General features: G+C 33.3%; 13 protein-coding genes. 6 read left to right on the forward strand and 7 right to left on the reverse strand.

The window, feature by feature from the left end; all coding sequences use genetic code 11:
* Window positions 1–3: 3 nt before the first annotated feature.
* Complete coding sequence (locus J5Y03_RS05600) at window positions 4–624, reverse strand: DUF47 domain-containing protein (RefSeq protein WP_209403418.1); 621 nt, start codon at window positions 622–624, stop codon at window positions 4–6.
* Window positions 625–1409: 785 nt separating this feature from the next.
* On the opposite strand from J5Y03_RS05600, the gene J5Y03_RS05605 reads away from it, so the two are divergent.
* From J5Y03_RS05605 to J5Y03_RS05625, 5 genes are all read left to right on the forward strand, one after another.
* Window positions 1410–2384 (forward strand): ABC transporter ATP-binding protein, encoded by a 975-nt coding sequence (locus J5Y03_RS05605; RefSeq protein ID WP_209403420.1) that lies wholly within the window; start codon window positions 1410–1412, stop codon window positions 2382–2384.
* Complete coding sequence (locus J5Y03_RS05610; RefSeq protein ID WP_209403422.1) at window positions 2381–3229, forward strand: ABC transporter permease; 849 nt, start codon at window positions 2381–2383, stop codon at window positions 3227–3229. The genes J5Y03_RS05605 and J5Y03_RS05610 overlap by 4 nt, the downstream gene beginning before the upstream one ends.
* A 72-nt stretch (window positions 3230–3301) precedes the next feature.
* Window positions 3302–4030: an ABC transporter permease gene (locus J5Y03_RS05615; RefSeq protein WP_209403861.1), complete on the forward strand. Its 729-nt coding sequence runs from the start codon at window positions 3302–3304 to the stop codon at window positions 4028–4030.
* Between the two features lie 41 nt (window positions 4031–4071).
* Window positions 4072–5121 (forward strand): polyamine ABC transporter substrate-binding protein, encoded by a 1050-nt coding sequence (locus J5Y03_RS05620; protein ID WP_209403424.1) that lies wholly within the window; start codon window positions 4072–4074, stop codon window positions 5119–5121.
* 462 nt (window positions 5122–5583) lie between these two features.
* Window positions 5584–6030, forward strand: a complete 447-nt coding sequence (locus tag J5Y03_RS05625; RefSeq protein WP_209403426.1) for a histidinol dehydrogenase — start codon at window positions 5584–5586, stop codon at window positions 6028–6030.
* On the opposite strand, the gene J5Y03_RS05630 is transcribed toward J5Y03_RS05625, so the two are convergent.
* Window positions 6027–6632, reverse strand: coding sequence for a YitT family protein (locus tag J5Y03_RS05630; RefSeq protein WP_209403863.1), 606 nt, complete (start codon window positions 6630–6632; stop codon window positions 6027–6029). The genes J5Y03_RS05625 and J5Y03_RS05630 overlap by 4 nt on opposite strands.
* A 1342-nt stretch (window positions 6633–7974) precedes the next feature.
* On the opposite strand from J5Y03_RS05630, the gene J5Y03_RS05635 reads away from it, so the two are divergent.
* Window positions 7975–8886 carry an RluA family pseudouridine synthase gene (locus J5Y03_RS05635; RefSeq protein ID WP_209403428.1) on the forward strand — a complete coding sequence of 304 codons (912 nt, stop codon included), beginning with the start codon at window positions 7975–7977 and terminating at the stop codon, window positions 8884–8886.
* Window positions 8887–9500: 614 nt separating this feature from the next.
* On the opposite strand, the gene J5Y03_RS05640 is transcribed toward J5Y03_RS05635, so the two are convergent.
* The 5 genes from J5Y03_RS05640 to J5Y03_RS05660 form a co-directional block, all read right to left on the reverse strand.
* A complete protein-coding gene (locus tag J5Y03_RS05640) occupies window positions 9501–10337 on the reverse strand; it encodes a thermonuclease family protein (RefSeq protein WP_209403430.1) in 837 nt (278 codons plus the stop codon).
* A 114-nt stretch (window positions 10338–10451) separates the two neighbouring features.
* Window positions 10452–11315, reverse strand: a complete 864-nt coding sequence (locus J5Y03_RS05645; protein ID WP_245208774.1) for a CAP domain-containing protein — start codon at window positions 11313–11315, stop codon at window positions 10452–10454.
* An 809-nt stretch (window positions 11316–12124) separates the two neighbouring features.
* Complete coding sequence (gene nagE, locus J5Y03_RS05650) at window positions 12125–13489, reverse strand: N-acetylglucosamine-specific PTS transporter subunit IIBC (RefSeq protein WP_209403432.1); 1365 nt, start codon at window positions 13487–13489, stop codon at window positions 12125–12127.
* A gap of 322 nt (window positions 13490–13811) precedes the next feature.
* The gene (locus J5Y03_RS05655; RefSeq protein WP_209403434.1) at window positions 13812–14000 is read right to left on the reverse strand and encodes an alpha/beta-type small acid-soluble spore protein; all 189 of its coding nucleotides are present in this window, start codon (window positions 13998–14000) and stop codon (window positions 13812–13814) included.
* Window positions 14001–14098: 98 nt separating this feature from the next.
* The gene (locus tag J5Y03_RS05660; RefSeq protein ID WP_209403436.1) at window positions 14099–14542 is read right to left on the reverse strand and encodes a MaoC family dehydratase; all 444 of its coding nucleotides are present in this window, start codon (window positions 14540–14542) and stop codon (window positions 14099–14101) included.
* Window positions 14543–14578 lie beyond the last annotated feature (36 nt).

The following is a 14578-nucleotide window of genomic DNA, read 5'->3' on the forward strand; positions in this document are numbered from 1 at the left end:
TCCTTAGGCATTACGCATAATGATTTGCTCTAAAGTATTTGCTACATCTTGGCAGCTATCAGCAATTGATTCAAACATTTCGTACATTTCTTTAACTTGAATGATTTTAATCGGATCTTTTTGATTCATAAATAATTGTTTAATAGATGTTCTTAATAATTCGTCACATTGTGACTCGTAATCTTTGATTTTAATTGCGTGAACTCGGATTTCTAAAAGTTTTTTATTAGATAATAATTTTACTGAATCTAGAATTTCTTCTACAGCTTTTTCTAATATTGCAACGAACTCTACCATATATTCATCAGCTTGTGTAATAGAATACATTTCAAAACGAGCTGAACATTGCTCAAATCCATCTAATACATCGTCCATTTTCATCGCTAATTGAAGAATGTCTTCACGCTCGATCGGAGTAATAAAAGTTTTATTTAGTTCTACGATTAATGAATGAATAAATTTATCGCCTTTTGTTTCATATTCTTTCATTTCATGTGAGAAAGTTTTTAAATCGCTAGCATTTTGAATTTTAAATTCCTCATAATACTTTGAAGCTTCATTTAAATTTACAGCGATTTCTAATAATTTTTCAAAAAATACGTCTTTTTTTTGACCAAAGAACATTATATTTCCTCCGTTATCATTCATATATATGGTAATTACCCTGAATATGTAATCATAAAAAATATTTCGATTATTGTCGAAAAGTAAAGGGTACGTAAATAATAATAATACGTTTTAAGAAATATTCAATTGAAAAATCTTGGAATTCAACAAAATTTACAATATCTTTACAATTCATTAATATTCTTAATAAAAGAATTGGGTAAGATACCAATTCTTGGTTGCTAACAAAAGTAAAGTTTATAAAAAAATCCTTTTCTTGTAAAATGTTATAAAATTCGATATCTTACGACAAAAAACTTTACGCTTTTTATGGAACTTGATAAAATATAATTGTCTAAATTTTTCGGCAAAGCTCCTAAAATGTAGGGGCTTTTATTTATTATTTTCATATAAAGTGAAACTTTCAATTGTGGATGTTTTATTGATGGATAATGGTGGATAAAAACATTACTTGTAAAGATTTAATTCATTCAAAATTAAAAAATTTACATTTGATAACTAAAGATTGTTGCTTTTAGGTTTTGTATTTTAAAAAACAGAGATTGATTGGAACGGAAGGGTGCCCAGGCTTCTGTGGGAGATGCGGGAAGGCTGAGACCCCACAGGAGCGAATGCGACGAGGAGGCTCAGCTCACGCCCCTAGGAAAGCGAGCATCCCTACGTTCCAATCAACTTACACATACTAAAATAGTAATAATGTATACGAAAACAGCCATATTTAAAGTAATTAGTAAAAGAGCCTTAAAAAATTTACATTTTAATAGTAAAGATAGGATGGGAAAATGGACAATTTAATCTCAATTTTTCAAGTAGAAAAGCATTTTGATCATCATGTTGTGATTGAACCATTATCTCTGGATATTCAATCAGGAGAGTTCTTAACAATATTAGGTCCAAGTGGATGTGGTAAAACGACTCTTTTACGAATGATCGCTGGATTTGAAGAACCTAGTAGTGGGACAATTAAATTAGATGGATTAGTTATTAATCATTTACCTCCATACAAACGTGATATGAATTTGGTCTTTCAGCATTATGCATTATTTCCTCATATGAATGTTGAAAAAAATATTCAGTTTGGTTTGAAAATGAAAGGTGTAAATAGTAAAGATCAAAAGGCTAGAATTGATGAGGCTTTGAGACTTACTCATTTGACTGATTTTCGAAACCGAAAACCAAAGCAACTATCAGGAGGACAACAACAGCGCGTTGCAATTGCTAGAGCGATCGTAAATAATCCAAAGGTACTTTTATTAGATGAACCATTAGGTGCACTAGATTTTAATTTGCGAAAAGAATTACAACGAGAATTGAAAAACCTGCAAAAGAAGTTAGGTATTACATTTATTTATGTTACTCATGATCAGGAGGAAGCTCTTACCATGAGTGATCGAATTGTAGTGATGAATGAAGGTAAAATAGAACAAATAGGGACGCCTAAAGAAATATATCAAAGGCCAGCAACTCAATTTGTAGCAAAATTTATTGGTGAGAATAACTTTTTGAAGATTAGTGGTCAGTTAGTTGCTGTGAGACCAGAAAATATCAATCTATCACTTGTGAACGAAAATGGTAAAGGATTGAAGGGGATTGTAAAAGAAGTTGAATTCGTAGGTAATTTAAATAAGATCTACGTAAATTTAGTAGATTATGATTATACGGTTACGGTGTGTAATTTGGCAGATCAAACAAATTTACAACCAATGGATCAAGTTTACATTTCTTGGAATGTTGAGGATGAGGTGATGATGGATTGAGAAAAGGGAAATACATCATTTCACCAACGATTTTATGGCTACTTTTCTTTTTTTTAGTACCATTATTATTTGTTTTTGGTTATGCATTTATGAAAAATGGGCTTTATGGTCAAATCAATTATTCTTTTACTTTAGAGAATAGTAAAAACGTATTTGATCCCTTATATATTAAGGTTTTTTGGACAACACTTTGGATGGCAATCTTAACAACTATCTTAACTCTTGTGATTGGTTATCCTTATGCTTACACAATCAGAGTAGTAAGTGAACGATGGCAAAGAGCGTTACTTTTACTTATTACCATTCCATTTTGGATAAATTTTTTAGTTCGATCTTATGCACTAATTATTCTTCTACGATCAAAAGGTTTAATTAACTCTCTGTTATTACATTTAGGGATTATTAAAGAACCTTTACAGCTTTTATACAATACACCATCTGTTATTTTGGGAATGGTATATACTTTATTGCCATTCATGGTACTTCCAATTTTTGTTGCGATTGAGCAACTAGATCAGCGTAAGATTGAAGCGGCATATGATTTAGGTGCTTCACCATTTAAAACATTCGTTTATATTACACTACCACTTACTATGAAAGGTATCTATGCTGGTAGTGTGCTTGTGTTTGTTGCTTCATTTGGTATGTACATTGTTTCTGATATTATGGGTGGTTCTAAAGTAGCTTTAATAGGAAATGTTATTCAAAACCAATTCTTAAGTGCAAGAAATTGGCCGTTTGGATCAGCATTATCATTATTTTTAGTTGTCATATCAATCATCTTAATAGGATTGTACTATTTAGCTACTAGAAGGATTGGTAGCGAAAACGGAGGTGGAAAATAGTTGGAAAAAAAGGTACTAGTCACTTTTTCAACACTTATCTTAATCTGTTTATATCTACCAATAGTTGTCTTGATGATTTTTTCGTTTAATGCATCAAGAATTAATGCTGAGTGGTCAGGATTTACACTTGATTGGTATAAGAGTTTATTTGATAATCCACAAGTTGTAGATGCACTTTTTAATAGTTTATTTATTGCGATCGTTACAACAGTTCTTGCAACAGTTTTAGGTACAATAGGCGCTCTTGCTCTTCATCGTCATAAGTACCGTTTTAAATCACTTATTGATGGCCTCGTTTATTTACCAATTATTGTACCTGATATTTTAATGGGAATCGCATTACTTATTTTATTTACAAATTTAAAAATGGAATTAGGAAAATGGACGATTATTATTGCTCATGTTACTTTTTGCATTTCGTATGTCATTCTTTTACTGACAGCTCGTTTATCAGGTATGGGAAAAGAGTTGGAAGAGGCAGCGAATGATTTAGGGGCAACACCATGGAAAACATTCCGTTTTGTAACTTTGCCTCTAATTATGCCAGGTATAGTGGCTTCAGCATTATTGTGCTTTACCTTAAGTATAGATGATTTTGTAATTAGTTACTTTGTATCTGGGCCAAGTTCCACAACATTACCAATTTACATATATGGTATGGTTAAGAAAGGTGTATCTCCTGAGATTAATGCGTTATCAACTATTTTAATCATTGTAATCGTTTTATTAATGTTAAGTTCAGAAATTCTTCGTTCGAAAGGGATAGATAAGCAAGGTAAGAAAAGTTCAATGCCTTATTAGACTAGTCATTATTTCATTTTCTTAAAAAGGGGGTTTTACTGATGAAAATACAAAAAAAATTATTGGTCTTATGTATAATGATGTGTTTAGGGATTTTATTACTTACAAGTTGTTCATCAAGTAAACCGGAATTAAATATTTATAGCTGGGCAGATAATTTCGATGAGAGTGTACTTCAAGATTTCGAAAAGAAATATAATGTGAAAGTAAACTACCAAGTTTTTGCTAGTAATGAAGAATTATATGCGAAGTTAAAAGCAGGTGGTTCAAAATACGATGTGATTCAACCATCAGATTATATGGTTAAATTAATGATTAAACAGAATATGCTTGAAAAATTAAATAAAGCTAAGATACCTAATCTAAGTAACATAGCTCCACAATATACTAATGAAGAATTTGATCCGAAAGGTGATTATTCTGTTGTTTATACTGGTGGCGTAACTGGAATCGCATATAATCCAAAGTATGTAAAAGGACCGATTACTAGTTGGAATGATTTATGGAATCCAAAGTATAAAGGACATGTGACACTATTAGATGATAGCAGAGAAGTTTTAGGAATGGGTTTAATAAAAAATGGATTTTCAAATAGTACAAAAAATGAAAATGAAATTAATATTGCATATAACAATTTAAAAACATTAGTACCAAATTTGTTAGCATTTGATACAGATAATGTAAAACAAAAATTTATTACAGAGGATGCTTGGATTGGTCAAGTTTGGTCAGGTGATGCAGCTTTTATTCAACTAGAATCACCTGATATTAAATGGGCCGTCCCAAAAGAAGGAGCAACACGTTGGGCAGATACATTAGCTATTCCAAAGGATGCTCAAAATAAAGAACTTGCTGAAAAATTTATTAATTATCTGTATGAACCTAAAGTAAGTGCTATAAATTATGAATCAATAGGTTATACAGATCCAAATACAAAATCTTATCCATATCATTCGAAAAGTTATTTAAATAATTCACTTATTAATTTATCGGTAAAAGATATGAAAAACTTACAGTGGATTTCAGATGTCGGTAAAGAAAATAGCCTTTATGATAAATATTGGACGAAATTAAAAACTGGTCAAGAATAATGAGAGAGCTGTCTTTTAGGGTAAAACTGCTAGAAGACGGCTTTTTAATTTGTTTGGTTTTGTTATATCAAAGTTTGTTATTAAAAAGTTTGACTCATTTTTTGGATCTCAACATTTAAAAACTAATGATCTTTTCTAAAATATTGTTGTTTTAATAATAAATCTTGAATGCAAACTGATGATACAAAAGTTGATTGGAACGGAAGGTGCGAGACTCCTGTGGGAGCAGCGGGACAGGTGAGACCCCGCAGGAGTGTAAGCGACGAGGAGGCTCACCGCCCGCCCCACGGAAAGCGAGCATCCTGGAGTGGAGATCAACTAATCTCCATATTAGTTCGTAATACGAAAATAACCATAAGCTAATAAAAGTAGAAAAAATTTATATTGTCAAGTTTTGGTTGAATATTATACCCATTAACATGTAAATAGTATGAGAAAGAACAGCGGTTGAGGTGATGTGCAGTGTTTAAGTATTTTAAGTTTAAAATAAATGATACTGTTCAATTTATTCATAATGATGGACATTTTTATCGTGTAATTGGTTATCGACTCGAAAAAAGTATTTATTTAAACGATGAGTATTCAAGCATTGTATATGAGCTTATGAGAGAATTTGACGGATTACAGGTTGATGCTGAAGAAGATGAACTTGTAAGTGTATCAAATTTTGAAGAATTTTATGGAGGAATTTTTGAAAAGTTAAATTCATTCACAATAAAAGTAGAAAAGAAATCAAAAAAAGACACGGTTGAAAAGCAAAGTGAAGGAAATACCGTGGATAGTATATTAGATCGTTATAATGACTATAAAAGACTTGCCTTATTATTTAATGACGATTTTTATGAAGTTGCAGCTAAAAAGGTTTTAGAACAGTTAGTTCAACATAATAAAAAAGATCACATGCATTAAGCATGTAATCTTTTTTGTTGTGGGACTGCCACTTTTTTTGGCTTTATATTTCGACCATATACTAACTCAGTAATTTTTGCGCAAATAGCTACTGATAAAATTGTATACCCAACTTCATTCCAAGATAAATAGCAAAGAGAGACAAGTAAAATAATCGCATCAAAGATAAAGTAAACTTTACCTATTGAAAAATTTGATTTTTTACTTAAAACAAGTGTAATGATATCATCTCCACCTGTTGCTCCACCGAATCTTAAGATTAACCCTAAACCTAAACCGACAGTTACACCACCGCATATTGCTGGTATCCATAAGTGGTCTCCGAAATTAAGTGTAATTGGAGATGTTTTCTCAATTAATGAATAAAACAGAGAAAAGGATGTAGCTCCAATTAGTGTATTAAAAATTAATTTTTTCCCTAAAAAATACGAGCCCACAAATATAACTGGCAGATCAAGAGCTAATGTTGAGATTGAAGGGGAAATATTAAATAGATGCTTTATTAATAAAGCAATTCCTATAAACCCACCTTCAGCTAAATTATTTTGAAAATAAAAGAAGTACAGACTTGTAGCTAAAATAAATGATCCTAATAAAATCATCAAGGTCTCACTCAAACGATTTTTTAACATTGTTATTTCCTCTTTTCGTAGTTAGTCGTGTCATTGTGTTAAAAGATGATTGGACACTAACTACGTATTTGATCATATAGATCATTCGAGAGTATTCTCGATTTGTAGTTAGTGATTTAACTAACTACAAAGCTATATGTCAAAGAAGAAATAACAGAATCGCCTGTCAACCATAATTTCGCCTACCTTCAGTTTATTTTAGAGTTCTATTGGTTCTCTAAATTAAAACTGCTAAGTGTAGGATGAATCTTTTTTGTGCCAAATGCTCCTTCGAGCAATCATGGTTACACGTCCTTTTTACCAGATTTGTTAGATAAATAGACAAGCTGTAAAATGTTAATTAACACTTTACAGTTATTATTATATCATATGTCAGTAATTTTAAAAAAAGATAAGATTGTAAGGGATTTTTTAAATATGAATTAGCTTGAGCTATTTCAAAAGGCTGTTTTCGTAAATATTGTGGCTTTTTAAGATTGCGTCGAGTTGATTTCCACTCTAGGATACTCGCTTTCCGTGGGGCGGGCGGTGAGCCTCCTCGTCGCTATCGCTCCTGCGGGGTCTCACCTGTCCCGCTGCTCCCACAGGAGTCTCGCACTTTCCGTTCCAATCAATTTTATTATCACAAGTATCCCTTAGAAAATTCTTAAAAAAACACTAATCTTTTAGAAAAGAACCTTTCTCAAAAACCATGTAAAAAAGAATCGACATTCACTTTGTATTTGCTTCAATGTCTTTCGAAGGTGTTTAAGCCACTTACGCATTTCAACTATCTAGCTTCATGAACTAGCTCTTCGGTCGTTTCGAAAATACCAAGTGAAGGGACAAACCACCCTTCCCATGGTATTTCCTCCAACGCCTTTCAGAGCTATACGTGTTCATTCCGGTTTTCGTGTGTCTAGCTTCAGCGTCTATCTCCTCGGCCATTTCACCATTACCAGTTGAAGCAAAAAGCATGCTTCATCTGGTAATGGCTCCAATGTCTTTCGGAGAGATAAGCAAGCCGCTTCCGCATTTCGTACTGTCTAGCTTCATGAACTAGCTCTTCGGTCGTTTCGAAAATACCAAGTGAAGGGAAAAATCACCCTTCCCATGGTATTTCCTCCAACGCCTCTCAGAGCTTAACGAGTTCATTCCGCATTTCGTGTGTCTAGCTCCAGCGGCTAACCCTTCGGTCATTTCGAAAATACCAAGTGAAGGGAAAAATCACCCTTCCCATGGTATTTCCTCCAATGCCTTTCAGGGCTAAGCGAGCCGCTTCCGCATTTCGGGTGTTGTGTTATACTATTTTTAGATAGGTTAGGTGATTTTTATGGAGTTTGTTAAAAATGATCTTTATTGTGAGATCACTAATATAGATGAGTATGCAGGAATGACAGTAGAGCAATTTTTGCGAGATGTTTTGTTATATCCTAAAAAATTGTTACATGAATTGCGTATGGATAAAGGTGTAAAAATAAATCAGGAAATTACCCCTTGGCGTCATATCATTCAAAAAGGTGATTCAATTGAAATATTAATGTTTAAAGATGAAGAGTACGGAGTAATTCCTGAAAATTTAAATGTTGAAGTTTGTTATGAAGACGATCATCTTCTAATTGTAAATAAACCCGTTGGAATGGATACACATCCAAATAAAGAAGGGCAACTGCACACTTTAGCTAATGCAGTCGCATATCATTATCAATCAAATGGGATAAGTGCAAAGGTTCGTCATATCCATCGTTTAGATCAAGATACCTCAGGAGGAGTAGTTTTTGCGAAATATCCTTTAAGCCATGCTATTTTGGATAAAATGTTAGCTGACAGGTTAATTAAGCGTACATATACAGCTATTGTTGAAGGAAAGTTAAAAGAAGAAAAGGGAACAATCAATGCTCCAATTGGACGAGATCGATATCACCCAACGAGGCGGAGAGTTTCACCGAATGGGGAAAAAGCGATAACTCATTTTCAAGTGATTAACTATAGAAAAAAAGAAAATATTAGTATTATAAAATGTCAGCTTGATACAGGAAGAACTCATCAAATAAGAGTTCATTTAAGCAGTATTGGAAATCCTTTAGTTGGAGATGAGCTATACGGTGGAAAAACAAAATTGTTGAGAAGACAAGCATTGCATGCAGCAAATATAAAATTAACTCATCCTTTTACAAAAGAACAAATAGATGTAAATATTCCATTTCCGGATGATTTAGAGAAGTTGATGAGCGAAAAAAAATGAGTGGAAGATAAAACTTTCACTCATTTTTTTATGTGATTAACTTTTTGAAAAGGTTATTTGCTCCAATGTCTGTCGAGGCTAACCATGGAGCTCTTCCGCCTTTCGGTCATGTCCAGCTCCAGCGGCTACCTCCTAGGCCATTTCGCAATTACCAAAATGAGTGAAAAACCACACTCCTTTTGGTAATTACTCCAATGTTTGTCGGAGGTAAGCAAGCCGCTTCCGCATGTCTGTCGTGTCTAGCTACAGCTCCCAGCCTCTCGGCCATTTCACAAATAACAATTGAAGGGAAAGTTCGCCCTTCATTTGTTATTTGCTCCAATGTCTGTCGAGGCTAACCATGGAGCCTCCGCTTTTCTGTCATGTCTAGTTCCGGTGCCTACCTCCTTGGCCATTTCACAAAAACCAAATGAAGTGAAAAGCACACTTCTTTTGGTTTTTGCTCCAATGTCTGTCGGAGGTAAACAAGGCACCTCCACTTTTCTGTTATGTCTAGCTGCAGCTCCCAGCCTCTCGGCCATTTCACAAATAACAATTGAAGGGAAAGTTCGCCCTTCATTTGTTATTCGCTCCAATGTCTGTCGAGGCTAACCAGGGAGCTTCCGCCTTTCAGTCTACCTCATAGATTTTCTATATCCTGCTTTTTGTGCTTCTTCCTCTGTGCAGAAGGTTTGTTCTGGCTTAGTGATTTGGTAGTATTGGCCGCCTGGAACGTGGTAGATTTTTTTGCCAGAGCTTGTGATATTTCCTTTTATTACTTTTTTGCATTGTTGATTTGAAGAAGGGGTATTCGTTGTATTTGGACTAGATGAAGTAGTTTGTTTATTATTTCCGGATTGCTTTGTTGCGTGATCATTGAATCCTCTATCAGTTACATAATTTTCAATAGACCAAATACCGATAGCTTTCTTTTGAGCTTTTGATTGTATATCTCTGAATTCATCAATATGTTTTGTGTTTGGTGGATAGACGTATGCTACTCTTGCAAGACCTTTTTCGAGTAATTGTTCATTGATCATTTTTCCATTCATATATATATAGGCAAGTAATCTACCATACTTGTCACGTTCGCCAATACCTAGTTCAACTTGTATAGTGCTGCCTGATGGTAAAGTTTGTTTAGTGAAATTACTCGCTTCTTTTCCAAATGGTTCGACAGGCTTATGTGGATGAACTGTTTCAGGTGTATCAATTAGTAACAACCGAACAGTTTCCGAACGTCCATTAAAATTAATTTTTAAAGTATCGCCATCAATTACACGTTCGACTTTTGCATCAAATAATAAATTGTTATGATGTGTATTTGATGATTGTTGATTTGAACTTGTATTTTTGGTTTGATTATGTATATTTTGGCTTGATGAATGAAGGGTAGTATTGCTTGAACTACAACCTGATAATAAGATTACTATTGCTAAAACTATACTAGATAAATTTCTGGTAATTTTCATTTCTGCCTCCTATTCTCTTGTTTTAGTATAATAGGATAGATGAAAAATTGAAATGAAAAAAAGCTATCAAAAATCGTACTTAATACGATTTTTGATAGCTTTTTAAATACCTAATTATTTACCAGTAAACATTTGTGACCATGAGTTTGTTCTTGAATCATAACCAACACCAATGTTAGTTAAGCTTGGGTTCATAATGTTTGCACGGTGACCTGCACTATTCATCCATGCATTTACAACTTCCTCAGGTGACTTTTGACCTTGAGCGATGTTTTCAGCAGCACTTGAGAATGAAATTCCGAATTGTTTCATCATATCAAATGGAGATCCGTATTTTGGACTTGTGTGATCAAAATAGTGTTCATCTGTCATATCTTGTGCTTTAATGCGAGCAACTTTACCTAATGCATCGTCAGCTTTTAACGGTTTTAAACCTTGTTTTGCACGTTCAGCATTTGTTAAATCAATAACTTTTAATTCAAAAGCAGACATCGTAGAAGATGTACTTGGTTTTTGACTTGAAGCTGGTTTGCTAGGTTGAGTTTGAGCTGGTTTGCTAGGTTGTGTTTGTGCCGGTTTACTTGGTTGAGATTGAACCGGTTTGCTAGGTTGTTTTTGTACTGGATTAGTAGGTGCTACATTACCATTAGATGGTGTTGCTGGGTTTTGTTTAATTGATGCTAAAATGTTAGCTAATTCTTCTTTTGTAATAGTATTGTTTTGTAGATCTTTACTTAATACCATAATAGAAGGAATATTGTTTAATGAGTAAAATTGTTTAGTTGTAGGTGTAGAACCTTGTGTTCCACATGGTACGTTAAAATATGAAAATAAAGATTGTGGGTTATAATTTCCTGGAGCTGCATATTTTACTGTTGCATTATTATTGTTATTAATTGTTTCTGCATGAGTAGCACCTACAGGAGCAGCCATTAAAATAGTAGATGTAATTGAAGCTAAAGTCATAAGCTTTTTCATAGTGTTGCCTCCTAAGTGTGTTTGTTTTTGTTTACAAATTGAGTTTAACATGATTAGAAATGTAATAATTACGGAAAAAAATGGGGAGGCATTTTTTTAACAGATAATGGTATGGAAAATGTTTTCAATTAAATTTGAAGAAAGAATAAGTGTTAATAGAATGGGGGGATAATAGACTTGTAAAACCAAAATAAAATTTAGGTCAGAAGTTTTTTGTGAAAAAATACCATTAAAAAATTTGTCAAATTAGGTTTAATATAGGTTTGTTGTTATAATTGAGGGATATTCTGGAAGTAATGTTTGATTGGAGTTAATATTGTAAACTGTTTGTAACATATGTCTTATTGATGTGATAAAAGGTTAGTTGTATTTATAATGTGGGGGACTTCAATAAGTAGTATCTAATTAGAAGATATATATAATAGAAGAAGTTGGTTTTTGATTAGAAAATAAGTGAGAGAGCTGTTTTTAATTTTGGCTCTTTTCTAAAAAAATGTTGCTACCCGAGATTAATAATTTTAAAGACAGAAGTTGATTACAATGGAAGGTGCGAGACTCCTGGGGAATAGCGGGAAGGCTGAGACCCCGCAGGCTTGCCGAGGAGGCTAGTTCACACCACGCGGAAAGGGAGCAACCTGGAGTTGTATCAACTAACGCATTCTAAAATAATAACAATGTATAGGATAACAGCCTTAATTTTAATAATAATAGAAGGAAATACATCAATTCATAGGTATGTATTTACCTTCAATTTTTGATATTTCTTCTTTGATGTTGAACTATCCCTTTTTAGTTTGAAGTGATCCTTTTCAATCATTTAATTTTTTTAGATTTTCTGCTACGAATTGAACGTTTGTTCCGACTACTACTTGTACATTTGTGTCATCTAATTTAATTACACCTCGTGCACCAGCTTTTTTTAATATTGCTTCATTTATTTTTGAAGTATCTTTAACTTGTAAACGTAAGCGGGTAGTATAGTGGTCAATATTCTTTAAATTTTCTTTTCCGCCTAAACCCTGTAGATAGAGAGAATCACCGATTTCTGTAGTAACTTCATTTAATTCGATTTCTTCATCTTCACGTCCAGGTGTTTTTATATTAAATTGTGTAATTGCAAAGTAGAATACTAAAAAGTAGATCCCAGCAAATATTAAACCAACAAGGAATAATAAGATCGGTTTTTCAGCGATATTAAAGTTTAATAAATAATCCATGAATCCTGCAGAGAATGTAAATCCATCTCGGATTCCGAGAAAATTAACTACTAGAAATGAAATAGCAGTTAAAATTGCATGAACAACATACAGTACTGGAGCAAGAAACATGAATGAGAATTCAATGGGTTCTGTAATACCAGTTATAAATGAAGTTAGTGCAAAGCCACTATACATGCCGAGCATTGCTCGTCGTTTTTCTTTCTTAGCAGCGGCAGCCATAGCAAACGCAGCAGCTGGTAAACCAAACATTGTGATTGGGAAGAAGCCAGTCATATATGTACCTGCAGTTGGGTCTAAAGCAAAGAAGCGATTTAGATCGCCATATATGACTTTACCTGCAGTATTTGTGAATGAACCGAATTGGAACCAAAAAATACTGTTAATGACGTGGTGTAAGCCAAATGGTATGGACAGTCGATTTAATAGTCCATATATAGCTGCTCCAATCGCACCTAATCCAATAATTGCATTTCCGAGAGTATCAATTCCATGCTGAATGATTGGCCATACATAACCAAACCCCCAAGAGAAAAATAACATGATAGCTGATGTAATAATTGGAACAAATCGGCGTCCACTAAAAAAGCCTAACCAATCAGGTAGCTTTATACTATTAAATTTGTTATATAATAAACCAGCTATGACACCAGAAAAAATCCCTCCTAGAGCGCCCATATTAATTGATTCATTTATTGAAGTAGATCCTTTTGTTAAAACTAAATAGCCAATGGCACCTGCTAATCCAGCAGCCCCATTCCTATCTTTAGAAAGTCCAACTGCAACACCAATTGCAAAAATTAAGGGTAAGTTATCAAATATAGCACTACCAGCAGAGGCGATAAAAGGTATGTCTAACAAATCTTTTTGCCCGAAACGAAGTAATAAACCAGCGGCAGGAAGGACAGCAATTGGTAACATTAATGCTTTACCGATTCGTTGCAAAAAACTAAGCATTTAATGAATCCTCCAATCAATTTACCTAACTTTATAAATAGGTTTTCAATTTTAGAGGAAACCTATTCTGTTGGAAATTGAGTTTTTTCAGGATCTTGTCTAAATGATTGTTGTTTTTAAAATGATTTTGTAATAGGAAACGTATAAATAAGTTGATTGGAAAGCGAGCATCCTTGAGTTCAATCAACTTATCTCACTGTCTACATAGAAACAAATTTTACGAAATTTGGCATTTTTAACGAAGGTTCTTGTATCCTTATGATTTGAAAATAAAAAAGGGAATGCTTTCGCATTTCCCTTTTAATCCATCTTTATTCAATTCTTAGTTCCCTTTAAGATGACTTTGAGCTTGAGCAATTAAGCGTTTAGTCATTTCTCCACCAACAGATCCATTAGCACGAGAAGTAGTATCAGAACTTAAGTTAACCCCGAATTCATTTGCAATTTCATATTTAAATTGGTCAAGTGCCTGTTGAACACCTGGCACTAAAAGATTATTTGTGTTAGCCATATAATATTAACCCCCTTAAATGTAAGTTTGGTCTTACATTTAATAGTATAAGTTTCAATAGGGGTATTTCATGTATGGTAATTTGAGACAATCTAAAGTTAAGTTAACTTTTTAATGACAGCTTTTCCTTCTACTACTAATAAATTTTGCTGATTATATACATTTGTACTTAATGTAACAATTTTTTTATCTTCTCGTTTAGATAGTACTATCACTTTAACAGTTATAATATCACCGATTTTAACGGGTGCTTTAAAAGATGTTTCTTGAGATAAATAAATCGTATTCTTACCAGGTAATTTTGATCCAAGTACTGCACTAATGTAACTACAAATCAACATTCCATGTGCGATTCTTTCCTGAAAAATTGATTTGTTTGCAAAGTCATCTAACAAATGAACTGGATTGACATCTGTTGATATCCTCGCGAAATCCTCAATATCTTTTGATGTAATTTCCTTTGTTAAGGTTGCTTCATCACCAATTGAAAGTTCATCAAACCTAACATCTACTACTTGCGCAGCAGCTTTAAAGATATCCATATTGTTCCCCCTTTTCATAGATGTTCTATGCAAAAA

The organism is Gottfriedia endophytica, assembly GCF_017814275.1.
In the GTDB taxonomy this organism is placed as follows: domain Bacteria; phylum Bacillota; class Bacilli; order Bacillales; family Bacillaceae_G; genus Gottfriedia; species Gottfriedia endophytica.

Bases quoted from the DNA above. Each gene is read 5' to 3' on its own strand.
- J5Y03_RS05600 (WP_209403418.1), bottom strand. From the start codon at position 624: ATGTTCTTTGGTCAAAAAAAAGACGTATTTTTTGAAAAATTATTAGAA.
- J5Y03_RS05605 (WP_209403420.1), top strand. From the start codon at position 1,410: ATGGACAATTTAATCTCAATTTTTCAAGTAGAAAAGCATTTTGATCAT.
- J5Y03_RS05615 (WP_209403861.1), top strand. From the start codon at position 3,302: ATGATTTTTTCGTTTAATGCATCAAGAATTAATGCTGAGTGGTCAGGA.
- J5Y03_RS05620 (WP_209403424.1), top strand. From the start codon at position 4,072: ATGAAAATACAAAAAAAATTATTGGTCTTATGTATAATGATGTGTTTA.
- J5Y03_RS05630 (WP_209403863.1), bottom strand. From the start codon at position 6,632: ATGATTTTATTAGGATCATTTATTTTAGCTACAAGTCTGTACTTCTTT.
- J5Y03_RS05635 (WP_209403428.1), top strand. From the start codon at position 7,975: ATGGAGTTTGTTAAAAATGATCTTTATTGTGAGATCACTAATATAGAT.
- J5Y03_RS05640 (WP_209403430.1), bottom strand. From the start codon at position 10,337: ATGAAAATTACCAGAAATTTATCTAGTATAGTTTTAGCAATAGTAATC.
- J5Y03_RS05645 (WP_245208774.1), bottom strand. From the start codon at position 11,315: ATGAAAAAGCTTATGACTTTAGCTTCAATTACATCTACTATTTTAATG.
- nagE (WP_209403432.1), bottom strand. From the start codon at position 13,489: ATGCTTAGTTTTTTGCAACGAATCGGTAAAGCATTAATGTTACCAATT.
- J5Y03_RS05655 (WP_209403434.1), bottom strand. From the start codon at position 14,000: ATGGCTAACACAAATAATCTTTTAGTGCCAGGTGTTCAACAGGCACTT.
- J5Y03_RS05660 (WP_209403436.1), bottom strand. From the start codon at position 14,542: ATGGATATCTTTAAAGCTGCTGCGCAAGTAGTAGATGTTAGGTTTGAT.